20 protein-coding genes, 1 other RNA gene and 1 pseudogene are annotated in these 22,077 nt (G+C 72.8%); 10 read left to right on the top strand and 12 right to left on the bottom strand.

Going from position 1 to position 22,077, the window contains the following annotated elements:
• Positions 1-23 precede the first annotated feature (23 nt).
• An RNA gene (rnpB, locus tag ACY34M_RS03540) (RNase P RNA component class A) lies at positions 24-433 on the bottom strand.
• Between the two features lie 81 nt (positions 434-514).
• Here rnpB and ACY34M_RS03535 point away from each other — a divergent pair.
• Positions 515-1,282: a MerR family transcriptional regulator gene (locus tag ACY34M_RS03535; protein WP_462717547.1), complete on the top strand. Its 768-nt coding sequence runs from the start codon at positions 515-517 to the stop codon at positions 1,280-1,282.
• On the top strand, positions 1,279-2,151 hold the full coding sequence (locus tag ACY34M_RS03530; protein ID WP_462717546.1) for a hypothetical protein: 873 nt from the start codon (positions 1,279-1,281) through the stop codon (positions 2,149-2,151). Before ACY34M_RS03535 ends, ACY34M_RS03530 begins: the two co-directional genes overlap by 4 nt.
• Here the strand turns inward: ACY34M_RS03530 and ACY34M_RS03525 are convergent.
• The gene (locus ACY34M_RS03525; protein WP_462717545.1) at positions 2,102-3,547 is read right to left on the bottom strand and encodes an RNB domain-containing ribonuclease; all 1,446 of its coding nucleotides are present in this window, start codon (positions 3,545-3,547) and stop codon (positions 2,102-2,104) included. The two genes, ACY34M_RS03530 and ACY34M_RS03525, sit on opposite strands and share 50 nt — an antisense overlap.
• Before the next feature lie 92 nt (positions 3,548-3,639).
• Between ACY34M_RS03525 and yaaA the strand changes: the two genes are divergently transcribed.
• Both yaaA and eda read left to right on the top strand, forming a co-directional pair.
• Positions 3,640-4,422 (top strand): peroxide stress protein YaaA, encoded by a 783-nt coding sequence (gene yaaA / locus ACY34M_RS03520; RefSeq protein WP_462717544.1) that lies wholly within the window; start codon positions 3,640-3,642, stop codon positions 4,420-4,422.
• Between the two features lie 74 nt (positions 4,423-4,496).
• Positions 4,497-5,141, top strand: coding sequence for a bifunctional 4-hydroxy-2-oxoglutarate aldolase/2-dehydro-3-deoxy-phosphogluconate aldolase (gene eda, locus ACY34M_RS03515; RefSeq protein ID WP_462717543.1), 645 nt, complete (start codon positions 4,497-4,499; stop codon positions 5,139-5,141).
• Between the two features lies 1 nt (position 5,142).
• On the opposite strand, the pseudogene ACY34M_RS03510 reads toward eda, so the two are convergent.
• The 3 genes and pseudogenes from ACY34M_RS03510 to ACY34M_RS03500 form a co-directional block, all read right to left on the bottom strand.
• A pseudogene (locus tag ACY34M_RS03510) lies at positions 5,143-5,826 on the bottom strand (histidine phosphatase family protein); the annotation flags it as partial.
• A 36-nt stretch (positions 5,827-5,862) separates the two neighbouring features.
• Positions 5,863-6,606 carry a zinc ribbon domain-containing protein gene (locus ACY34M_RS03505; RefSeq protein ID WP_462717723.1) on the bottom strand — a complete coding sequence of 248 codons (744 nt, stop codon included), beginning with the start codon at positions 6,604-6,606 and terminating at the stop codon, positions 5,863-5,865.
• Entirely contained in the window at positions 6,603-7,514 is a 912-nt protein-coding gene (locus tag ACY34M_RS03500) for a Nif3-like dinuclear metal center hexameric protein (protein WP_462717542.1), read from the bottom strand. Before ACY34M_RS03500 ends, ACY34M_RS03505 begins: the two co-directional genes overlap by 4 nt.
• A 202-nt stretch (positions 7,515-7,716) precedes the next feature.
• Between ACY34M_RS03500 and ACY34M_RS03495 the strand changes: the two genes are divergently transcribed.
• Both ACY34M_RS03495 and ACY34M_RS03490 read left to right on the top strand, forming a co-directional pair.
• Positions 7,717-8,868 carry a hypothetical protein gene (locus ACY34M_RS03495; protein WP_462717541.1) on the top strand — a complete coding sequence of 384 codons (1,152 nt, stop codon included), beginning with the start codon at positions 7,717-7,719 and terminating at the stop codon, positions 8,866-8,868.
• Positions 8,869-8,923: 55 nt separating this feature from the next.
• The gene (locus ACY34M_RS03490; RefSeq protein ID WP_462717540.1) at positions 8,924-9,094 is read left to right on the top strand and encodes a hypothetical protein; all 171 of its coding nucleotides are present in this window, start codon (positions 8,924-8,926) and stop codon (positions 9,092-9,094) included.
• Positions 9,095-9,194: 100 nt separating this feature from the next.
• On the opposite strand, the gene ACY34M_RS03485 is transcribed toward ACY34M_RS03490, so the two are convergent.
• From ACY34M_RS03485 to ACY34M_RS03475, 3 genes are all read right to left on the bottom strand, one after another.
• A complete protein-coding gene (locus ACY34M_RS03485; RefSeq protein WP_462717539.1) occupies positions 9,195-10,133 on the bottom strand; it encodes a 3-oxoacyl-ACP reductase in 939 nt (312 codons plus the stop codon).
• A 105-nt stretch (positions 10,134-10,238) separates the two neighbouring features.
• Positions 10,239-11,324: a Zn-dependent alcohol dehydrogenase gene (locus ACY34M_RS03480; protein WP_462717538.1), complete on the bottom strand. Its 1,086-nt coding sequence runs from the start codon at positions 11,322-11,324 to the stop codon at positions 10,239-10,241.
• 58 nt (positions 11,325-11,382) lie between these two features.
• Positions 11,383-12,237, bottom strand: a complete 855-nt coding sequence (locus tag ACY34M_RS03475; protein WP_462717537.1) for a MaoC/PaaZ C-terminal domain-containing protein — start codon at positions 12,235-12,237, stop codon at positions 11,383-11,385.
• A 262-nt stretch (positions 12,238-12,499) separates the two neighbouring features.
• On the opposite strand from ACY34M_RS03475, the gene ACY34M_RS03470 reads away from it, so the two are divergent.
• The 4 genes from ACY34M_RS03470 to ACY34M_RS03455 all read left to right on the top strand — a co-directional run bounded on the left by ACY34M_RS03470 (position 12,500) and on the right by ACY34M_RS03455 (position 16,242).
• Complete coding sequence (locus ACY34M_RS03470; protein WP_462717536.1) at positions 12,500-13,468, top strand: ABC transporter ATP-binding protein; 969 nt, start codon at positions 12,500-12,502, stop codon at positions 13,466-13,468.
• Positions 13,468-14,184 (top strand): ABC transporter permease, encoded by a 717-nt coding sequence (locus ACY34M_RS03465; RefSeq protein WP_462717535.1) that lies wholly within the window; start codon positions 13,468-13,470, stop codon positions 14,182-14,184. The genes ACY34M_RS03470 and ACY34M_RS03465 overlap by 1 nt, the downstream gene beginning before the upstream one ends.
• A 16-nt stretch (positions 14,185-14,200) precedes the next feature.
• On the top strand, positions 14,201-15,370 hold the full coding sequence (locus ACY34M_RS03460; RefSeq protein ID WP_462717534.1) for a sensor histidine kinase: 1,170 nt from the start codon (positions 14,201-14,203) through the stop codon (positions 15,368-15,370).
• A gap of 239 nt (positions 15,371-15,609) precedes the next feature.
• Positions 15,610-16,242, top strand: coding sequence for a response regulator (locus tag ACY34M_RS03455; RefSeq protein WP_462717722.1), 633 nt, complete (start codon positions 15,610-15,612; stop codon positions 16,240-16,242).
• A gap of 73 nt (positions 16,243-16,315) precedes the next feature.
• Here the strand turns inward: ACY34M_RS03455 and ACY34M_RS03450 are convergent, their stop codons facing one another.
• From ACY34M_RS03450 to ACY34M_RS03435, 4 genes are all read right to left on the bottom strand, one after another.
• Positions 16,316-17,785: an MFS transporter gene (locus ACY34M_RS03450; protein ID WP_462717533.1), complete on the bottom strand. Its 1,470-nt coding sequence runs from the start codon at positions 17,783-17,785 to the stop codon at positions 16,316-16,318.
• A gap of 115 nt (positions 17,786-17,900) precedes the next feature.
• A complete protein-coding gene (locus ACY34M_RS03445) occupies positions 17,901-19,091 on the bottom strand; it encodes a lipid-transfer protein (protein ID WP_462717532.1) in 1,191 nt (396 codons plus the stop codon).
• Between the two features lie 81 nt (positions 19,092-19,172).
• The gene (locus ACY34M_RS03440; RefSeq protein WP_462717531.1) at positions 19,173-20,357 is read right to left on the bottom strand and encodes a CaiB/BaiF CoA transferase family protein; all 1,185 of its coding nucleotides are present in this window, start codon (positions 20,355-20,357) and stop codon (positions 19,173-19,175) included.
• A complete protein-coding gene (locus ACY34M_RS03435) occupies positions 20,350-22,002 on the bottom strand; it encodes an acyl-CoA dehydrogenase family protein (protein WP_462717530.1) in 1,653 nt (550 codons plus the stop codon). The genes ACY34M_RS03440 and ACY34M_RS03435 overlap by 8 nt, the downstream gene beginning before the upstream one ends.
• Between the last annotated feature and the right edge of the window lie 75 nt (positions 22,003-22,077).

Raw genomic sequence — 22,077 nt, 5'->3', positions numbered from 1 at the left:
GAAAAGCGGAGAAGGAGAAGGGGCAGACGAGTCGGGCTGTACGCCGGGTTCTGTTCCGCGGGTCCTCTCGGACGTCGCGGCGACGGCCATCCATCTAGGACCGGCGTTGCCACCGGCCTCCTGCGGTCTACCCGCGAACATCGGGCGGGCAGCCCTCGATCGTCCGCGCAGGACCGTCTCCGAAGAGGCGGTCCCTCTTGACCTTGCTCCAGGTGGGGTTTACCTAGCCGCCTGAGTCACCTCAGGCGCTGGTGGTCTCTTACACCACCGTTTCACCCTTACCGAGGGCCTTGCGGTCCCCGGCGGTCTGTTTTCTGTGGCACTGTCCCGCGGGTCACCCCGGGTGGCCGTTAGCCACCACCTTGCCCTGTGGAGCCCGGACGTTCCTCGGGAGACCCCCGAAGGGATCCCACGCGGCCGCCCGCCCGGCTCGTCTGCCGTGCCGGTCATCCTACCCGGCCCGGGCGGGGCGTCCGCTTGACCTTGCCGCAGCGTCAACGTTTCTACTGAGGTCATGCGGATCGGAGAGCTCGCCGGCCTCGTCGGCGTCACCACGCGTGCCATCCGGCACTACCACCACCTCGGCCTGCTGCCGGAGCCCGAGCGGCTCGGCAACGGGTATCGCGAGTACGGGCTGCGGCACGCGGTGGAGCTGGCCCGGATCCGGCGTCTGACCGAGCTGGGGCTCGGTCTCACCGAGGTCCGGGACGTGCTGGCGGACGACGCCGGCCGGGACCTCGTGGAGGTGCTCGGCGAGCTCGACGCGGACCTGGCGAAGCAGGAGGCGGCGATCCGCGACCGCCGGACGCGGCTGCGCACGCTCCTGTCGGAGGCCGAGCGGGGGCGGCTGCCCGCGGAGGGGCCGGTGTCGCCGGAGCTCGCCGAATTCCTCAGTGAACTGGGGGACGTCGACGCCGGGTCGCCGATGGCCGCCAAGGACCGCGAGGTGCTCACGCTCATCGACACGACCGCCCCGCCGGAGGCCCGCGCGCAGCTGATGGCGGCGCTGCTGCCCCGCTTCGCCGAACCGGGCGCCCTGGCCGCGGCCCGCGAGGTCTACGCCCGCCTGGACGACCTCGCCGACGCGGACCCGGACGACCCGCGGGTGGCGGAGGCCGCGCGGGCGCTGCTCGCGAGCATGCCGGAGGACCTGCCCGTGGACGGGCTGACGGAGACGAACCCGCTGCTGGCCACCTTCCTGGCCGACTTCTCCCCCGCGCAGGCCGCGGCCGTGCGCCTCGCGGTGCGGATGGCGGCGGGCGAAGGGGGTGCGGAGCAATGACCGGGACCTCGACTGCGGGCCGCCACTACCGGCCGGGCCGGCGGGTCCGGGCCACGCTGCGCCGGCTCGCGTACGGCATGGTCGCGGCCGAACTCACCGTCGCCGTCTGCGCGGCGGCGGGGATCAGGCCGCCGTGGTTCGTGGAGGCGCTGATCGTCGCCGCGTTCCTCACCGAGGCGACCGCGCTGCTCGTGCTGTACCGGCGCGGCGGGGTCCGGGCGGTACGGGACGTCGTGCCGGAGAAGGCGTGGCGGCTCGTCGGGCACGAGCTGCGGGTGCTCGGCAGTTACGCGCTGTGGGTGACGCGGCGCCGCAACGGCGTCCCCGCGGGGGCGAGCGCCTTCGCGTACGCGCGGGGGCAGGCCGTGATGATGTACGGCCTCGCGTTCGCGTGCGTCGTCGAGACCGGCGCGATGTGGGCGCTGCTGCACAGCTGGCCGCTGCTGCACCGCGTCGTACTCGTCCTCGACGTCTACACGCTGGTGTGGATCCTCGGTCTGCACGCGTCGGCCGTGACCCGCCCGCACGTGGTGTCGGACGACACCCTGCGGGTGCGCCGCGGCGCCCTCGTCGACCTTCGGATACCGCTGGAGCGGATCGCGCACGTGCGCCGCGAGAACAAGTACACGCACGAGGCGGCGGACGGCGAGCTGAACCTGGACATCGGCGCCCAGACCTCGATCACCGTCGAACTCGCCGCACCCGTCCGGCACTTCACGCTCCTCGGCCGCCCGCAGGACATCCACCTGGTGCGCCTGCACGCGGAGGAGCCCGACCGGCTCGCCCGCACGGTGCGGGAGCGGCTGACGGACCGGCGGCTCACGCCGGAGCGAACAGCACCTTCGCCGCTCCCGGGTCCGCCTGCGTGAGCCGGACCCGCAGCCGCTCACCCAGCGGCAGCGCGGACGTCCCGCCCTCGATCCGGGCGACGACGGCGGGCTCGGTCAACTGGACCGTTCCGACGGCCGGTTCACGGTCCTTCACGTCCACCACCACCGCCTCGAAGAGCTCGCCGACCCGGTGCCCGAGGATCGCCGCCTCGACGATGTCGACGCACTCGCGCTCCACGGAGTTGGCGCGCCGGGTCCCCTCGGCCATCTCCTTCGGGAGGCCGTCCAGGGCCGTCAGCACCCATTCGGGAACGCCCCGGTCGGCGCACGCGGCCAGGCACAGCTCGGACGCGTAGCGGTCGACGAGGCGGCGCAGCGGGGCGGTGCAGTGGGTGTAGGGCGCGGCGACGGCGGCGTGCGTGGCGAGGGCCGGGGGCTCGCCTCCGGTGAAGGCCGTGTAGCCCGCGCCGCGCAGCAGCGTCGTGCACTCCTGGAGGAACGCCGCGTGGTGCGGGATCCGCGGGTCGAGGGAGCGGACCAGGTCGGAGTACGGGACGTGGTGGGGCCACTCGATGTGCAGGGCCTTCGCGGTGCGGCGCAGGCGGCCGACCGCGCCGTCGGGGGCGGTCGGCAGGGTGCGCAGGATGCCGGTGCCGGCGGTGAGCATCAGCTCGGCGGCGGCCATGCCGGTGAGCAGGGAGATCTGGGCGTTCCACGAGTCGGCGGACAGCGGGGCGCGGTAGGCGAGTTCGTACGCGGTGTCGCTCGCGACGATCTCCTGCTCGGGCACGTCGAGCGAGATGCCGCCGCGCTCGACCTCCAGCCGTCCGCGCAGCGTTCCGATGTCCTTGAGCAGCGCGAGCGGCTCCTCGGCGGTGCCGTCGTCGATGGCCTGCTGCACGCCTGCGTAGTCGAGCTTGGCGCGGCTGCGGACGAGGGCGCGGACGACGTCCGTGGACTCGGCGCGGCCGTCGGCGTCCAGGTCGATCGTCCACAGGACGGCCGGGCAGGTCTGGTCCGGGAGCAGGCTCGCGGCGCCCTCGCTGAGCACGGTGGGGTGCAGCGGGACCTTCTCGTCGGGGAAGTAGAGCGTGGTGACGCGGCGGTGCGCCTCGGCGTCGAGGGGACCGCCGGGCGTGACGTACGCGGCGACGTCGGCGATCGCGTAACGGACGCGGTAGCCGCCGCCGGGGCGCCGGGACAGGTGCATGGCCTGGTCGAGATCGGTCGACGTGGGCGGGTCGATGGTGAAGAAGGGGATCGCCGTCTCGTCCCGGTCCGGCAGCCACGGCGGCTCTGCGGCGACCCGCTCCGCCTCCGCGAGCACGTCGGCCGGGAACTCCGCGGGCACGTCCAGCTTCGTACGCAGTTCGCGCAGCACGGCACCGAGCGGCTCCCGTGCCGCGCCGGTCACTCGGAGGTGGCGACGGGGCATGGCACGAGCCTAGAACCGGGTGGCGGGGTCGGCACGCCGTACGCTGGGGCGGCGATCGACCTGTGTTCCCGTACGTGCTTGAGGAGTGCCCCGTGCTTGTGCTGTTGCCGCCGTCGGAGGGTAAGGCCGCTTCCGGACGCGGGGCTCCGCTGAAGCCGGAGGGGCTCGCGCTGCCGGGGCTCGCCGAGGCGCGGGCGGCCGTCCTCGACGAGCTGGTCGAGCTGTGCACCGCCGACGAGGAGAAGGCGCGCGAGGTGCTCGGCCTGAGCGAGGGGCTGCGCGGCGAGGTCGCCAAGAACGCGGAGCTGCGCACGGCGGGCGCCCGCCCGGCCGGCGAGATCTACACGGGTGTCCTGTACGACGCCCTGGACCTGGCCACGCTCGACGCTCCCGCGAAGAAGCGGGCGGCGAAGTCGCTGCTCGTGTTCTCCGGCCTGTGGGGCGCGGTCGGCGTCACGGACCGGATCCCCTCCTACCGGTGCTCGATGGGCGTGAAGCTGCCGGGGCTCGGAGCCCTTGGCGCGTACTGGCGGGGGCCCATGGCCGAGGTGATGCCGCAGGCCGCGGGCGACGGACTCGTCCTCGACCTGCGCTCGTCGGCGTACGCGAGCGCGTGGAAGCCGAAGGGTGAGGTCGCGGAGCGGACGGCGACGGTGCGCGTGCTGCACGCGCCGACCCGCAAGGTCGTCTCCCACTTCAACAAGGCGACGAAGGGCCGGATCGTCCGGTCGCTGCTCCAGGCGGGATCCGCTCCGGCGGGCCCCGCCGAGCTGGTCGACGTGCTGCGGGACCTCGGGTACGTCGTGGAGGTCGAGGAGCCGACGAAGGCCGGGCGCCCGTGGAGCCTGGACGTCCTGGTGGACGAGATCCACTGACACCCGAGGCGAGCTGGTTGCAGCATATGCAACGACCTTTGCGCATGCTGCGTCGGGCGGGGCAGGATGGGGCCATGACCTCGACTGCCGCCGCCTCTGCCGGCTCCGCCTCCGTGCTGGATCTCGCCCCTGTCGTCCCCGTCGTCGTGGTGGAGGACGTCGCCGACGCGGTGCCGCTCGCGCGGGCGCTCGTCGCGGGCGGCCTGCCCGCGATCGAGGTGACCCTGCGCACGCCCGCCGCGCTCGACGCGATCCGGGCGATCGCGGCCGAGGTGCCGGAGGCCGTCGTCGGCGCGGGCACCGTGATCTCGCCCGCCAACGTCGCCGACTCGGTCGACGCGGGCGCCCGCTTCCTGGTCAGCCCCGGCTGGACGGACACGCTGCTCGACGCGATGAAGGAGTCGGGCGTGCCGTACCTGCCCGGTGTCTCCACGACGTCCGAGGTCGTGGCGCTCATCGAGCGCGGCGTGCACGAGATGAAGTTCTTCCCGGCCGAGGCCGCGGGCGGCGCCGCCTACCTGAAGGCGCTCGCGGGCCCGCTGCCGCAGGCCCGGTTCTGCCCGACGGGCGGTGTCTCGCCCGCGAACGCGCCGACGTACCTGGCGCTCAAGAACGTCGGCTGCGTGGGCGGCAGTTGGATGCTCCCGGCCGACGCGATCGCGGCGAAGGACTGGGACCGGGTCGAGGCCCTGGCCCGCGAGGCGTCCTCGCTGCGCTGAACTAGCCGAGGTGCGCTGTCTCGTTGAGGCAGCGCACGCTCGCGTTCCCGTCCGCGTAGTACGCGACCGTGGTCAGGGACGCCGCCGCCAGCTCCATGCGGAACATCGCCTCGGCCGGGGCGCCGAGCGCGAGCCGCACCAGGGTCTTGATCGGCGTCACGTGGCTGACCACCAGCGCGGTGCGCCCCCGGTACGCGGCGGTCAGCCGGTCCCGCGCCTCCGCGACCCGCTCGGCGACCTCGGCGAAGCTCTCGCCCCCACCGGTCGGGGCGGCGTCGGGCGAACCGAGCCAGGCGTTCAGGTCGTCCGGGTAGCGCGCGCCCGCCTCCTTGAACGTGAGCCCCTCCCACGCCCCGAAGTGCGTCTCGCGCAGCCCTTCGTCGACCTCGACCGCGAGCCCGAGCCGCCCGGCGACGACCTCGGCGGTCTCCCGACACCGCACGAGTGGCGACGCGACGATCACATCGACGTCACCACGCGCGACCAACGCGTCAGCCGCCGCGGAGGCCTGCCGCCGCCCGACCTCGGAAAGCTCCGGATCACTCCCCCCACTCCCGGAGAACCGCTTCTCGGGAGTAAGTGCCGTCTCCCCGTGCCGGAGGAGCAGAAAGGTGGCGGGGGCGCTCAGGTCAGGTGCAGGCATATCAAGCCCCGCCGGCGATTGAGGCGCGGGGTCCGGGGCAGCGCCCCGCGACCGCAACACCGTGGGACCGCAACACTCCTACAGGCCCGACTCAGACGTCCGCACGAGAATCCGCCGACAGTTCTCACACCGCACCACGGCATCCGCGGCAGCGGAGCGCACCTCGTTCAGCTCCGTGATGTTCAGCTCGAGCCGGCACCCCTCGCAGCGCCGCTGGAACAGCTTCGCCGCCCCGACCCCGCCCTGCTGCTCACGCAGCTTGTCGTAGAGCTTCAGCAGATCGGCGGGGATCGTCCCGGCGACCACCTCGCGCTCCTTGGTCACCGAGGCGACGTCGGCGTCGATGGCGGCAGCCGCCTCGTCGCGCCGCGAGGTCGCGTCGTCGGCCTTGGCCTGCACCGAGGAGAGCCGCTCGGCCAGCTCGCCGGCGCGCTCCTGCGCGGACTCGCGGCGCTCCATGACCTCCAGGACGACGTCCTCGAGGTCACCCTGGCGCTTGGCGAGCGAGGCGATCTCGCGCTGCAGGTTCTCCAGGTCCTTGGGCGAGGTGACCGCGCCGGAGTCGAGGCGCTTCTGGTCGCGGGCGGCGCGCTGGCGGACCTGGTCGACGTCCTGCTCGGCCTTGGTCTGCTCGCGGGCGCAGTCGCTCTCCTCGGTCGTCGCGGCGACGTGCAGGTCGCGCAGCTGCGTGAGGTCCTTGGTGAGCGTCTCGATCTCGGCGTGCTCGGGCAGCGACTTCTTCTTGTGCGCGAGCTGCTGGAGGCGTGTGTCCAGATCCTGCACGTCGAGGAGACGGATCTGGTCGGCGGGCGCGGCGTTCAGTTGGGGGCTCCAAAAGTAGATACAGACGAGTCAGAAGGGGTGCGCGTAGCGCTCGCTGAAGGGGTGGTGGCGGGCGACGGGCGGGCGGACGCCGCGTGGGCGGTCCAGGGATCGGTGACCGTTTTCGAGACGTGGACCCGCAGGCCCCATCCCTCGCGGTCGGAGATCTCGTCGAGCTGGGCGGCCGCCAGCTCGCACCAGGGCCACTCGGTGGCCCAGTGCGCCGCGTCGAGCAGCGCGAGAGGCGTGGTCTCGCGGGCCTCGCTCACCGGGTGGTGGCGCAGGTCCGCGGTAAGGAAAGCATCGACGCCCGCCGCACGCACCTCGTCGAAGAGGCTGTCGCCGGAGCCGCCGCTCACCGCGATGGTACGGACGGTCGCGTCGAGGTCGCCCGCGACCCGGATGCCCTGCGCGGTCGGCGGCAGCCGGTCGGCGGCGCGGCCGGCCAGCTCGCGCAGCGGCACCGGGTGCTCGAGCTCGCAGATCCGGCCGAGGCCGCGGCGGCCCGCGGGGTCCGTCGGGTCCGGGACCAGCGGGCGGACGACGCGGACGCCGAGGGCGCCCGCGAGCGCGTCGGAGACGCCGGGGTCGGCCTTGTCGGCGTTGGTGTGCGCGACGTGCAGCGCGATGTCGTTCTTGATCAGCGTGTGGACGGCGCGGCCCTTGAACGTGGAGGCCGCCACCGTCGTCGTACCGCGCAGGTAGAGCGGGTGGTGGGTGACCAGCAGGTCCGCGCCGAGCTTCACGGCCTCGTCGACGATCTCCTGGACCGGGTCGACCGCGAAGAGCACCCGGCCGACCTCGGCGTCCGGGTCGCCGGCGACCGTGCCGACCGCGTCCCATCCCTCGGCATGGGCCGGGGGCCAGAGGGCTTCGAGGGCGGCGGTTACTTCAGACAGACGGGGCACGCACACAGGTTACCTGCGCCGCCCGCCCCACCCCCAAGCCCGGCCCGTACCGGAAGGACGGAGCAGGAGAGCACACAGGACGCACCGTTCACAGCCAATTCGGGGCATGGCCCACCTTTCGTGTGAAACGGCGGGCGCGAGATGCGACGGAGGTTCGTGCGAAAACTAGCGTCGGCCGGAACAAGCGGAGGTGAGTGATCCCATGACCGCCCTGGCCACCGAACCCACGACGGAGACTCGGGCAAGACCGCCGCACACCGGATGTGTGCTCACCGCGGACGCCTCGTACGCGGCACGGCTCGCGCACGACGGCGCGACCCCCGCCTCATGGTTCCCCGAGCGCTGGACCCTGGACGGACCCGAGCCGTACGCGGTCCCGCTGCCCGCGGGACAGCCGGAGGAGCCGGGCACCGCCGTACTGCCCCTGACCGACGGCCGGGTGCTGATCCACCGCGCCGCGGCGGGGCGACAGCTGTTCTCCCTGCTGTACCCGACGGGCCCCGGCACCGGCGAGGTGCCGCTCGGCTCCGTGGAGTGCGCGGACCTGACGCTGCTCCCGCCCGCTCCCGACGGGCGCTGTGCCTACGCGCTGTCGGTCGGCGAGCGGTCGACCGCCGTGTGGCAGGTGGCGGGCGGCGGCTTCGGGCCCGAGCTGCTCGCGGAGGTGCCGGGGCACTGCTCGGGCGGGGTCTGGCTGAGCCGCGAGACCCGGCTGCTCGCGCTCGACCGCGCCCTTCCGGAGGCGGCCGGCGGCGGCCCCGTGAAGACGGTGGTGGTGGACCTGGACCGGGGCGGGGAGGTCTCCCCGCTGCTCCAGATCGCCGACGACAGCGAGGACCGGCTGCTCCTCGCCGACCTCGACAGCGGGCTCATCCTGCTCCGCTCCGACGCCCCGACGCCGGGTGAACTCCGGCTCGGCTGGGGCGTGTTGGGCAGTACGCTGCCGATCCGCTTCCCGGAGTCGCTGCGCCTCGCCGACTGCACCCTGACGCCCTTCGCCATTCAGCCCGGCCAGTCCCTGATGCCGGAGAACTGCGCGGTGGCGCTGTGCGTGGAGAGCGCCGAGGGCGGCTCCCCGTGGCTCGGCCTGTGGCGGCCCGCGGAGGGGCGGATGCATCAGGTGGCGGCGCCCGGCGGCTGGCTCGCGGGCAGCGGCTTCTTCTCGCGCGAAGGACTGCTGTCGCTGCCCTGTGTCACCGAGGAGGCGCCGTGCGGGCTGGCGCGGATCCCGGCGCCCGAACCCCTTGTCGACGAGCCGCCCACGAGGGCGGAACCGGAACCGCCGGGGCCCGCCGCGACACGCCCCGTCCCGCTCGCACAGGCGCCCCTCGGGGGCCGCGGCACGGACCGTTAGACTCGCCCGGCTGCAACTGAAGGATCTTGTACGTGTTTACGGGGTGAATGTTCCGATGGCGGAAGGCAACGGCACGCATGTCGAGGTCGACATGGAGGTGGCACGCCAGGCGCGGGCCGGCTCGGGTCGGCACCGCGGCGAGGTGTCCACGCCGCCCATCCAGGGCGGCGACCATGAGTCGACGCCGCGCGGGCGGCACCGTGGGGCGCGCGCGGACGAGGCGTAGCGCTCGACGATCGACGTGAGGAAACGTCTCTGTGAGGGGCCCGGCACCAGCCGGGCCCCTCAGTCGTGTTCGGTGGCGTCAGCCGTTCTCGGCGGCCTGCTCAGCCGTGCTTGAGGCCGAGCACCTCCGCCGCGGCGAAGGTCTCGTTCGGCGGCCGGTCCTTGTAGTGCGGCGTGAGCAGCGCGTCGAGCTCGTCGTACGTGAACGCGTCCTTGGCCGTGTCGAACTTCGCCTGCACCCTGGGCCGGTCGACGACGGCGACCATGCCGCCGTGCACCACGAGCAGTTGCCCGTTGACGTTCCCGGCGGCGGGGGCGGCGAGGTAGCCGACGAGCGGGGCGACGTGTTCGGGGGCGAGCGGGTCGAGCCCGTCCTCGGGCTCGGCGAACCCGGCGAAGACGTCCTCCGTCATCCGGGTCCGGGCCCTCGGGCAGATGACGTTGGCGGTGACGCCGTACTTGGCGAGGGCGAGCGCCGTGGAGGTGGTGAGCCCGACGATGCCGCCCTTCGCGGCGGCGTAGTTGGGCTGCCCGGCCGAGCCCGCGAGAAAGGCCTCGGACGAGGTGTTGATGATGCGCCCGTACACGGGGCCGCCGGCCGCCTTGGACGCCTCGCGCCAGTGGCGGGCCGCGAAGTGGCTGGTGTTGTAGTGCCCCTTGAGGTGGACGTGGATGACCGAGTCCCACTCCTCCTCGGTCATCGAGAAGATCATGCGGTCGCGCAGGATGCCGGCGTTGTTGACCAGGATGTCGAGCCGGCCGTACGTGTCGATCGCCAACTGGACGAGTTCCTGCGCCTGTTGGTGGTCGGCGACGTCGCCGGTGTGCGGGGTGGCGGTGCCGCCCGCGGCCTCGATCTCCGCGACGACCTGCTCCGCGGGTCCTGCCGTGGCCTCGCCCGAGCCGTCGCGGCCCGGTTGGCCGAAGTCGTTGACGACGACGTTGGCGCCGAGGCGGGCGAGTTCGAGCGCCTCGGCGCGGCCCAGGCCCCGTCCGGCGCCGGTGACGATGGCCGTGAGGCCGTTGAGCGGCGTAGACATACGGTTTCGGCTCCCTCTCGGTGGGGTGGGACATATCAAGCCCCTGCGGCGATTGAGCAGCGGGGTCCCGGGCAGCGCCCCGAGACCGCAACGCCGTTGCGGCGACTACAGCTCGATACAGGTCCGCAGCGCGACACCCGTGCGCATCTGGTCCAGGGCCTCGTTGATCTCCGCCAGGGGCACCCGGTGGGTGATCAGGGACTCGAGGTCGATGCGGCCCGCCCGCCACAGCGCGATCGCCCGCTCGTAGGACCGCAGCACGTCCCCGCCGCCGTACATCGACGGCAGGATCTTCTTCTCGTCGAAGAACAGCTCGAACATGTTGAGCTGGAGGAAGTCGTCCATGGCGCCCGCGCCGACGACGCAGAGCGTGCCGCCGCGCCGCGTCGTCTCGTACGCCGTGCGGGCGGTGGCGGACTTGCCGACGACCTCGAAGACGTAGTCGAAGCCCTCGCCGGCGGTGATGTTCTGCTTGGCGTCGGCGAGTTCGTCCGGGGAGATCGCCTTCGTGGCGCCGAACTTGAGGGCGGCCCCGCGCCGCGACTCCACGGGGTCGACGGCGACGATCTCCGCCGCGCCCTTGAGCCGCGCGCCCTGGATCGCGGAGATGCCGACACCGCCGCAGCCGATGACGGCGACGGACGAACCGGCCTCCACGTCGGCGGTGTTGATGGCGGCGCCGAGCCCGGTGGTGACGCCGCAGCCGATGAGCGCGGCGATGTCGAAGGGCACGTCGTCGGGGATCGGCACGGCGCAGGCCGCGTTGACCACGACTTCCTCGGTGAACGTGCCGGTCCCGGCGAAGCCGAATACATCAGAAGGGCTGCCGCCGGGGCGCTTGAAGTTGGGGGTGCCCGCGTTCATGAACCCGGCGAGACAGAGCTCGGTCTGGCCGCGCTTGCAGGCGGGGCAGGTGCCGCAGGCGGGCAGCCAGCACATCAGGACCCGCTGGCCGGGGGTCAGGTTCGTGACGCCGTCGCCGACGTCGACGATCTCGCCCGCGCCCTCGTGGCCGGGGATGAACGGGGCGGGCTGCGGCAGCACCCCGTTCATCGCGGAGACGTCGGAGTGGCACAGGCCGGTGGCGCGCAGCCGGACCCGCACCTTGCCCGGACCGAAGCCGACCGCCTCGACGTCGTCCAGTACCTCCAGTTTGTCCTGGCCTATCTCGTGCAGTACGGCTGCTCGCATGACGTGCGGCTCCTTCGTACGTCGCTGTACCTGTCCCTGAACCTGTCTGTCCCGGTTGTCAGTTGTGGTCGACGAGGGTGTCCGCGAGCACCGGCGCGTCCTCGCGTTCCACGGCCGTGACCGTGACCTGCACCCGGCCCGGCTCCTGCCACATGCGGATGCGCAGCGTCTCGCCGGGGAAGACGATCCCGGCGAAGCGCGTGCTGTAGCGGGTGATGCGGGAGACGTCGCCGCCGAGGACCGTGTCCGCGACGGCCTTGAGCGTCATCCCGTAACTGCACAGGCCGTGCAGGATCGGCTTGTCGAAGCCGGCGAGCTTGGCGAACTCCGGGTCGGCGTGCAGCGGGTTCCAGTCGCCGGAGAGGCGGTAGAGGAGGGCCTGGTCCTCGCGGATGGCCCGCTCGACGGTGCGGTCGGGCTCGCGGGAAGGGACCTCCAGGCGCTCGGAGGGGCCGCGGTCGCCGCCGAAGCCGCCCTCGCCGCGTACGAAGATCTGCGAATCGCTGGTCCACAACGGGCCGTCGGCGTCGACGACTTCGCTGCGCAGCACGAGCACGGCGGCCTTCGTCTTGTCGTAGACGGCGGCGACCTTCGAGGTGGTCGTGGCCCTGCCCTCGACCGGGATGGGGCGGTGCAGCTCGATGGTCTGGCCGCCGTGCAGCACGTGCGCGAGGTTCACGTCGATACCGGGCGCGGACAGTCCACCGACGACACCCATGCCGGCGCCCGCGACGGTCGCGAAGCTCGGCAGGACGTGCAGCTTCGACTCCAGTGTGTAGCGCAGCTCGTCGGGGTCGGTGGCGGGGGTGCCCGCGCCGAGGCCCAGGTGGTAGAGCTGGATGTCCTTGTGGCCCCAGGTGATCTCGGCGGACCGGGGCTCCGCGGCTACGGCCTTCGCGGCGTCGATGGGCATAGAGGCAAACGCTCCTAAGGCTGGTCGAAGACCTCGGTGCGGCCGTCCGCACCGTCGGCCGCACCGAGGTCGTCACGGGCCGGGTAGAACCTGTTCCAATTCACCCGGCGACCCATGTATAGCCAAGAGCACATGGCTTGGGAAGGGCCGTGGCGCACCTTTCTGACGCCGCGTCAGAAATGCGGGCCGTGACATTTGTACTGCCGAGGTGCGGACAACCGCATCTGCCGCCGCCCCCGCCCGGATCCGTAGCGTCATCGGCATGAAGACGACGAAGGCAGCGGCCGTCTCGTTCACGGGGGCCGTCAAGACGTTCGGCGAGGTGCGGGCCGTGGCCGGCCTCGACCTGGAGATCGCGGCGGGCGGGACGGTGGCGCTGCTCGGCCGCAACGGCGCGGGCAAGTCGACCGCCATCGCCCTGCTGCTCGGCCTGGACGACCCCGACGAGGGGCGCGTCGAGCTGTTCGGCACGGCGCCGACCACCGCCGTGCGGGCCGGGCGGGTCGGCGCGATGCTCCAGGAGGGGCGGGCCGTGCCCCGGGTCACCGTCGCCGAGCTGGTCTCCTTCGTGGCCGGGCGGTACCCGGCGCCCATGGACGTACGGGAGGCGCTGCGGCTCGCCGGGATCGAGGAGCTGGCCGGGCGGCGGGTCGACAAGCTGTCGGGCGGGCAGACGCAGCGCGTGCGGTTCGCCGTGGCGCTCGCCGGGAATCCGGCGCTGCTCGTGCTCGACGAGCCGACGGCCGCCCTCGACGTCGAGGCGCGGCACGCGTTCTGGGCGTCGATGCGGGCGTACGCGCGGCGCGGCCACACCGTGCTGTTCTCCACGCACTACCTGGAGGAGGCCGACGCCAACGCCGACCGGATCGTGGTGCTCGACCACGGCCGCGTCGTCGCCGACGGCAGCGGTGACGAGCTGCGCAGGGCGGGCGGCGGCACCCTCGTCGCCTTCGACCTGGCGGGGCGCGGCACAGAAGGGCTCGGCCTGCTGCCGGGAGTGATGGCGGTGGAGGTGCGCGGGGACCGGGCCCGGCTGCGCACCGAGGACTCGGACGCGACGGTCCTCGCGCTGGCCGCCCGCGATCTCGTACGGAACCTGGAGGTGCAGCCGGCCTCCCTCGACGACGCGTTCATGGCGCTGACGGCCGGGTCCGAGGATCTCGTCGACCGCGGCGACCGCGGCGACCGTGACGACCGTGACGACCGTGACGACCACCTGGAGCGTGTGTGATGTGGGACTACCTGCGGCTCGAAGTGCGGCGCACACTGCGCGACGGACGGTTCGTGCTCGGCGCGATCGCGATGCCGGTCCTGATGTACCTCTTGTTCACCAACATCGGTTACACCGAAGCGAGTTGGCGGACGGCGTCGATGGTGGGCATGGCCGCTTACGGGGCGCTCGGCGCGGCCCTGAACACGGCGGGCGGCGTCGCCGAGGACCGGGCGGTCGGCTGGCTGCGGCAGCTGCGGATCACGCCGATGACCTCGCGGCAGGGGGTGCTCGGGCGGGCGCTGACCGGGGCGGTGACGGTGCTGCCCGCGATCGTGGTGGTGCTGCTCGCGGGCGCGCTGGTCAACGGCGTACGGATGGACGCCTGGAAGTGGCCGGCGATCGCGGTGCTGCTGTGGCTGGGCTCGCTGCCGTTCACGATGCTGGGCCTCGGCAACGGCTACCGGCTGACCTCGCAGGCCCTCGGCGGCGTCAACATGCTCTGCTACGTGGGGCTCGCGGTGCTCGGCGGGCTGTGGTTCCCGGTGGCGCTGTTCCCGCACTGGCTGCGGCAGGTCTCGTCGTTCACGCCCACCAACCGGTTCGCGCAGCTCGGCACGGCCGTCGCGGACGGCCACGCGCCGTCCTTCGCGGCGCTCGCCGTGCTCTTCGGGTGGCTGCTGGCCTTCGGTTCGTACGCTGTGGTCTCGTACCGCAGGTCCGCACGCACCATCTGAGCTACGGGGGTCGGGCATGGCGTCGTGGAAGTGGAAGAGGACCAAGGGCTGCCGCACACGGGGCGAGCGGGACGACGGGCTGGGCCCGCCGGCCACCGGGCTCACGCTGCTGCCGTGGCTGCTGATGGGCCTCGGCGCCGCGTCGAACCTCCTCCAGGGCAAGACGCCGCACCCGTGGGTCGGCGGCGTGGGCCTGTTCGTCTTCAACTCCCTCTACGTCTATGCGGTGTTCAGGGCGTTCCACAAGGAGACCCGGCAGGCGGCGTCGACGCGGGCCGCCGTCGTCGTGATGACGCTGCTCACGTGCGGGCTCGCCGGGGCGTACGGGGGCAGTTGGCTGGCGCTCTTCCCACTGCTCGGGCTCGCCGTCGGCGCGGTGGCGCGCGGGCGGCACCTGGGCCGGATCGGCCTCGCGCTGACCGTCGTGGCGGCCGTCGTGTCCGGGCTGCGCGGAGGCTGGGACGCGGTGAGCGTCGCGTACGGCACGTTCCTGTCCACGATGGTGACCGCGGCGATCCTGTCGCTGTCCGAGACAGTACGTGAACTGCGCGACGCCCGAGAGGAGTTGGCCCGCCAGGCCGTGGAGCAGGAGCGCCTGCGCTTCTCCCGCGACCTGCACGATCTGCTCGGCCACACGATGTCCGTGATCGTGGTGAAGTCGGAGGCGGCGCGGCGGCTCGCGGCGCGCGACCTGGACGCCGCGCTGGAGCAGGTCACCGACATCGAGGCGGTCGGCAGGCAGGCGCTCACCGAGATCCGCGAGGCGGTGACCGGCTACCGTGAGGGCAGCCTCGCCACGGAGCTGGACCGGGCCCGCTCGGCCCTCACCGCGGCCGGCGTCGAACCCGTCGTACGCCTGTCGGGGCCGCCCCTGTCGGCGCGCACGGAGGCGCTTCTCGCGTGGGTGGTCCGCGAGGCGGTGACCAATACGATCCGCCACAGTGCGGCCACGACCTGCACGATCTCGGTCGAGGGCGCGGCGGACGTGGTCCGCCTGCGCATCACCGACAACGGCACGGGTCCCGCCCCCGGTACCCCCGGCACGGGCCTGAAGGGCCTGACGGAACGCCTCTCCACGGCGGGTGGGGCCCTCCATACGACCACGTCTGCCACCGGCGGCTTCGAGGTGACGGCGACCCTTCCGACGACGGAGGACGCCTCCGCGCCGCTGACCAGCCAAACGTGACGGTGGGCCGCTCCCACGCCACGGGGCTCCGCCCCGGACCCCGCGCCTCAATCGCCGGCGGGGCTTGATTTACCGGCACCGGCCGATGCCGCACCGCCTTGGGCAATCTGCCGCCTTGGGCGGCAGGGTGGGCAAGGCGGCGCACGGTGCCGCGCACCCGTGACGGCAGGCGCCCACCCCGGTGCCGCGTACTGATTGCGACCGGCCAGGAACCCCGTAGCCTCTCCAGCGTGACGGAGATGCCGCAGGACCACCGCCCGGCCAAGAGCATCCGCGTACTCCTCGCGGAGGACCAGGGCATGATGCGAGGCGCCCTCGCACTGCTGCTCGGCCTGGAACCGGACCTGGAGGTCATCGCCCAGGTGTCGACCGGCGACGCCATCGTCGACACCGCCCTCGAACACCGCCCCGACGTCGCCCTCCTCGACATCGAACTCCCCGGCCGAAGCGGCCTGGACGCCGCCGCCGAACTCCGCGACCAGGCCCCGGACTGCCGGGTCCTGATCCTCACCACGTTCGGCCGCCCCGGCTATCTGAGACGCGCGATGGAGGCCGGCGCCGCCGGTTTCCTGGTCAAGGACGGCCCGGTCGAGGACCTCGCGGAGTCGATCCGCAAGGTCCTGCGCGGCGAGACGGTCGTCGACCCGGCCCTGGCCGCGGCGGCCCTCTCGGCGGGCCCGAGCCCGCTCACCACGCGCGAGGCGGATGCCCTGCGGGCGGCGGCGGACGGGGCGACGGTCTCCGACATCGCCACGACGCTGCATCTCTCCGAGTCGACCGTGCGCAATTACTTGTCGTCGGCGATCGGCAAGACGGGGGCGCGGAACCGGACGGAGGCGTTGGGGGTCGCCGCGGAGAAGGGGTGGCTGTAACGGGGGTGCGCCGCGGGGACTGGTCGCCGGAACCGGGGGTGCGGTCGCGGGGCTCCGCCCCGGGCCCCGCGCCTCAATCGCCGGCGGGGCTTGAAGTGCTCCGCATGCCCGCCAGCAGCACCACCGCGGCCACCACCAGGATCCCCGCCCCCGTCGCGAACGCCGCCGCGTACCCGCGGGTGAGCGCCACCGGATCCACGGAACCCGCGGAGCGGCTCGTGGCGACCGTGGAGAGGATCGCGAGGCCCAGCGCCCCGCCCAGCGTCCGGGCCGTGTTGACGAGCCCCGACACCAGCCCGGCGTCCCCCGGCGCGGCCCCCGACGTGGCCAGCGAGGCCAGCGGGGTCATCGCGCAGCCGGCCCCCGCCATCATCACGATTCCGGGCAGCATGATCGTGGTGACGTACGCCCCGTCCGCGGTCATCGTCGACTGCCACAGGAATCCGGCCGCGGTCACGAGCACGCCGGCCGTCGCCACGTTCCGCGCCCCGTAGCGCGGCATGAGCCGCGGCGCGAACTTCGAGCCCAGGACCACCGCGAGCGAACTCGGCACCAGCGCGAAGCCCGCCTCGATGGGCGTGTAGCCGAGCGCGTTCTGCGCGTACAGGGTCATGAAGAACCACATGGCGAACGAGCCCATGCCGCAGACGAACATCGCCGCGTTCGCCACCGCCACCGAGCGCACCTTGAACAGGCCGAGCGGCATCAGCGGCAGCCGGGTCCGCGCCTCCACCAGCAGGAAGGCGACGATCAGCAGCAGTCCTGCCGCCAGCGCCACCAGCGTCGCGGGATCGCCCCAGCCCTGCGCCTCCGTCTGCACGATGCCGTACGCGAGGACTGCCGTGCCCGCCGTGACGAGCACCGCGCCGGGCAGGTCGAGCCGCCGCTCGCCGCCCGCGCGGGACTCCTTGATCCAGCGGGCCGCCGCCGCGAGGACGACCGCGCCCAGCGGAACGTTGATCAGCAGCACCCAGCGCCAGTTCAGCCCCTCGGTGAGGACACCGCCGACGAGCCCGCCGGCCGCGCCGCCGCCCGCCCCGACGGCGGTCCACGTGGCGATGGCCCGGGCCCGCGCCGGTCCCTCGGGCACGGCGGAGGTGAGGATCGTCAGCGTGGAGGGCGCGAGGACGGCGGCGCCCAGGCCCTGCGCGGCGCGCGCCGCGAGGAGCTGCCAGCCCTCCTGTGCGAGCCCGCCCGCGAGCGAGGCGAGCGTGAACAGGCCGAGCCCGACCAGGAACATCCGCTTGCGGCCGAAGAGGTCACCGGCCCGGCCGCCGAGCAGCATGAAGCCGGCGAACGCGATCGAGTACGCGTTCACCACCCACTGCAGCCCGTTCGCGCTGAGCCCGAGGTCGGTGCGCATCGACGGCAGCGCCACGTTCACGACGGACACGTCGAGGACGACGAGGAACTGCCCGGCGCAGGCCACGGCCACCACCAGCCAGGCGGGCGGGGCGCCGGGCGCCCGGCCACGGGAACGTATCGCGTCGTCGGAGGCGGCTGCGGAAGCGGCGTCGGGGGGAGTCTGGGACATGGGTGTCATGGTCTCAGCCGCCAGGTACCCCGTACATCCGGATTTCGCCGCAACCGCCGTGGTCCGCCCGGCATAGGGCCGCGGTCCTAGGCCCCGTGGTCCCGGGCCACACGTTCCCGGCTGCTCACGGCCGCCGCAGCATCGTCACGACCGCCGCGCCGCCGAGGCCGATGTTGTGGGCGAGGCCGACCCGCGCGTTCTGCACCTGTCGCGCGCCCGCCTCGCCCCTCAGCTGCCACGTCAGCTCGGCGGCCTGCGCGATGCCGGTGGCGCCCAGCGGGTGGCCCTTGGAGATCAGCCCGCCGGACGGGTTCACCACCCACGTCCCGCCGTACGTCGTGGCGCCCGACTCGACGAGCTTGCCGGACTCGCCCTCCGCGCACATGCCGAGCGCCTCGTAGGTGAGGAGTTCGTTGACGGAGAAGCAGTCGTGCAGTTCGACGACGTCCACGTCCTCGATGCCGAGGCCCGACGCCTCGAACACCTGGCGGCCCGCCTCCCGCGACATGGGCTGTCCGACCACGTCGATGCAGGAGCCCGAGGCGAAGGACTCCTCGGTGTCGGTCGTCATCGACTGGGCGGCGATCTCGACCGCCTTGTCGCCGAGCCCGCGCTCCTCCACGAAACGTTCGGAGACGACGACCGCCGCCGCCGCGCCGTCCGAGGTCGGCGAGCACTGGAGCTTCGTCAGCGGCGTGTGGATCGTCTTGGCGGCGAGGATCTCGTCGACCGTGTACGCGTCCTGGAACTGGGCGTACGGGTTGTTCACCGAGTGCCGGTGGTTCTTGGCGCCGACCGCCGCGAGCTGCGCCTCGGTCGTGCCGTACCGCTCCATGTGCTCGCGCGCGGCGTCGCCGAAGATCTGGGCGGTGGGCGGCGACATCTCGAAGCCGTGGCGGGCCGCCATGATCCCGTAGTGGCGGGCCACGGGCGAGGTCTTGAAGTCCCCTCCGTCGGCCCCTCCCCCGAGCGCGCCGCGCTGCATCTTCTCGAAGCCGAGCGCGAGCACGCAGTCGCTGATCCCGCCCTCGACGAACTGGCGGGCCATCATCAGCGCCGTCGAACCCGTAGCGCAGTTGTTGTTGACGTTGTAGACCGGTATGCCGGTCAACCCCAGCTCGTAGGTGGCGCGTTGGCCCGCCGTCGACGCCTGGAAGCAGTAGCCGACCGGGGCCTGCTGCACGTCCTCGTAGGAGATCCCGGCGTCGGCGAGGGCCGTCGTGCCCGCCTCCTTCACCATGTCCCAGTACTGCCAGTCCCGCGTCTCGGGCTTCTCGAACTTGGTCATACCGACGCCGACGATGTACGACTTCATGGCTGCGAGCCCTCCTGCCACTGCCTGCCTTATCTGACGGTTCGTCAGATAGTGGCAGGGCGAGCCGTCCAACGGAAGGCCTCAGAGGCCCAGCAGACGGTCGATCTCCGCCTCCCCGTAACCGATTTCGGCCAGTACCTCCCGGCTGTGCTGACCCAGCGTCGGCGGCGCCGAGCGCACTGCGGGGCGGGCGCCGCGGAACGTGACGGGGAACGCGACCTGCTCCAGCGGCCCCACGTCCGGGTGGTCGACCTTCTGCACCATGTCGAGGGCCGCCGTCTGCGGGCAGTCGTAGACCTCGTCGAGGGTGCGGATGGGGGTGACGGGCACGCCGAGGGGCTTGAGCAGCCCCACCCAGTGGGCGACCGGCTCGTCGACGAGGACCGCCTCCAGCTTGGCGTTCAGGGCCGTACGGTGCGTCACCCGGTCCCTGTTCGCCGCGAAGCGCTCGTCGTCCGCCCACTCCGGGTGACCGAGGGCGGTCACGAGACGGCGGAAGAGCGCGTCGTTGCCGACCGCGATGACGAAGTGCCCGTCGGCGGCCCGGTACGCCTGGTACGGGACGAGGCTGGGGTGGCCCGAACCGAGGCGCCCCGGCCGCTCACCCGTGGCGAAGTAGCCCGTCGCCCAGTTGATGTGCAGGGCGAGCTGGGACTCGTAGAGGGAGGTCGTGACGTACTGGCCGCGGCCCGTGCGCTCGCGCTCGACGAGGGCCGCGTTGACGCCGATCAGGCCGAAGAGGGCGGCGCCGAGGTCGCCCATCGCGTACCCGGCCTTGACCGGCGGCCCGTCCGGCTCCCCCGTGAGGGACATCAGTCCGGCGCTCGCCTGCGCCACCATGTCGTAGCCCGGTTCGTCGCGCAGCGGGCCCGTGTCACCGAAGGCCGAGATGTGCAGGATGACCAGGCGCGGATAGCGGGCGCTCAGCTCCTCGTAGTCGAAGAGGCGGGCGAGCGAGGAGCCGGGGCGGAAGTTCTCCACCATGACGTCCGCGTCGGCGAGCATCCGGTGCACGGCCTCCTGTCCGGCATCCGACTTGAGGTCGAGGGCCACGGAGCGCTTGTTGCGGTTGGCGGCCAAGTAGTAGGTGGCGTCCGGGCCGTTGAACGGCGGGCCCCAGGAGCGGGTGGGGTCGCCGCCCTCCGGGTGCTCGACCTTGATGACGTCGGCGCCGAGGTCGGCGAGCGACATGGTGACGTAGGGACCGGCGAGGATCTTGGAGAGGTCGACGACCTTCATACCGGCGAGCGGCGTGCTGTCAGGCACGGTCGGCCTCCTGGAGTTCGGAGAGCGGGACCGGTCCGCCGTCGGCGAGCGCGGCGAAGTGGTCCAGGGCGGTGCGGGGCAGCGCGGCCGGGTCGTCGGCGAGCGCCGTGTACGCGCGGGCGACGAGCAGGGCGCGGCCGTCACCGCTCGTACGGGCCTCGTGGTCGGCCTGGTCGTACAGGAGGGTCTCCATGACGGCACGGGTCAGTTCGTCGGCGTACCGGCCGATCCGCATCTCCTGCTCGTCCTGCGGGAGTTGCAGGATTTCTTCGCCCTTCTTGCGGAGCAGCTCCCACCTGTCGCGGGTCTGCGGGCGGTCGCCGTAGGTGTCGGCGAGGGTGGCGTGGGCGTTCTGGCGGCGCATGCAGCGCAGGACGTCGAGGGCGATGACGTTCGAGGAGCCCTCCCAGATGGAGCCGAGGTGGGCGTCGCGGACGAGGCGCGGGTTGACCCAGTCCTCGATGTAGCCGTTGCCGCCGCGGATCTCCATGGCCTCGCCGGTGACGGTGCGGGCGCGCTTGCACAGGGTGTGCTTGGCGAGCGGGGTGAGGACGCGGACGAGCGCGCGGGCATCGGCGTCGCCCTCGTCGGCGGCGGTGAGACGGGCCGCGGCTTCCAGCACCAGATGCAGCGCGGCCTCCGTGTCGAGGATCATCGGGAGCAGCGTGGCCCGCATCAGCGGCTGGTCGAAGAGGGGCTTGCCGAAGACGTGCCGTACGCGGGTGTGGTCGACGGACTCGCGGACGGCGCGGCGCATCAGGGCGGTGGCGCGCATGGCGTTGGAGAGGCGGGAGACGTTGAGCATCTCGGCCATCTGCCGGAATCCGTTGGCGAGTTCGCCGACGGGTGTCGCGTACGCCTCTTCGAGGGTGACCTCGCCGCTGGCGATGGAGCGGGAGCCCAGCTTGTCCTTGAGGCGGTCGATGCGGATCGCGTTGCGGGTGCCGTCGGGGCGCAGCCGCGGGATCAGGAACATGCCGAGGCCGCGCGTGCCGTCGCCCTGGCCGGGGACGCGGGCGAGGGTGAGGACCACGTCGGCGGACGGGTTCGAGGCGAACCACTTCTTGCCGGTGAGGGTCCAGTGCGTGCCCTGGTCGGTGGCGACCGTCTCCGTCAGTCCGACGTCCGTGCCGCCCTGCTTCTCCGTCATGAACATCGCGCCCGTGGAGCGGAGTTCGGGGTCGGTGGAGGAGAGTGCGGCGATCTCGGCGGCGTACCGCTCGGGGTCGAAGAGGCGCAGGATGCGGGCGGCGGAGTCCGTCATGGACAGCGGGCAGGCCATGCCGAACTCGGACTGTACGTAGAGGTAGGACAGGGCGTACTTGACGGTGTGCGGGACCTTGGTGGGCCAGCCGAGGACGCCGGGCCTGTGCGACATGCCGGCGAGGCCGAAGCGCTCGTAGGCGATGGCGGCGGCCTTGTCGTGGGCCGGGTGGAAGGCGATCTCGTCGATCCGGGTGCCGTCGGGGGCGTACTGGACGAGGTGCGGCGGGTGGGCGTCGGCGAGCGCGGCCTGCCGGTCGAGCTCCCCGGCGGCGAGTTCACCGAGTTCGGCGAGCAGCGGTTCGACCCGGTCACGGTCCTCTGCGGTCAGGACGCGGTCGAGGAGCGGCCGGAGTACGGGGTCGCGGTCGGCGTAGTTCATGGGGGACCTCCATGTGTCGGGTGGGCACCATCAAGCCCCGCCGGCGATTGAGGCGCGGGGTCCGGGGCGGAGCCC

The organism is Streptomyces sp. EDA2-14, from assembly GCF_054963755.1.
Note: the sequence above shows the minus strand (reverse complement) of the source record. Positions and strands in the feature narration are given on the sequence as shown.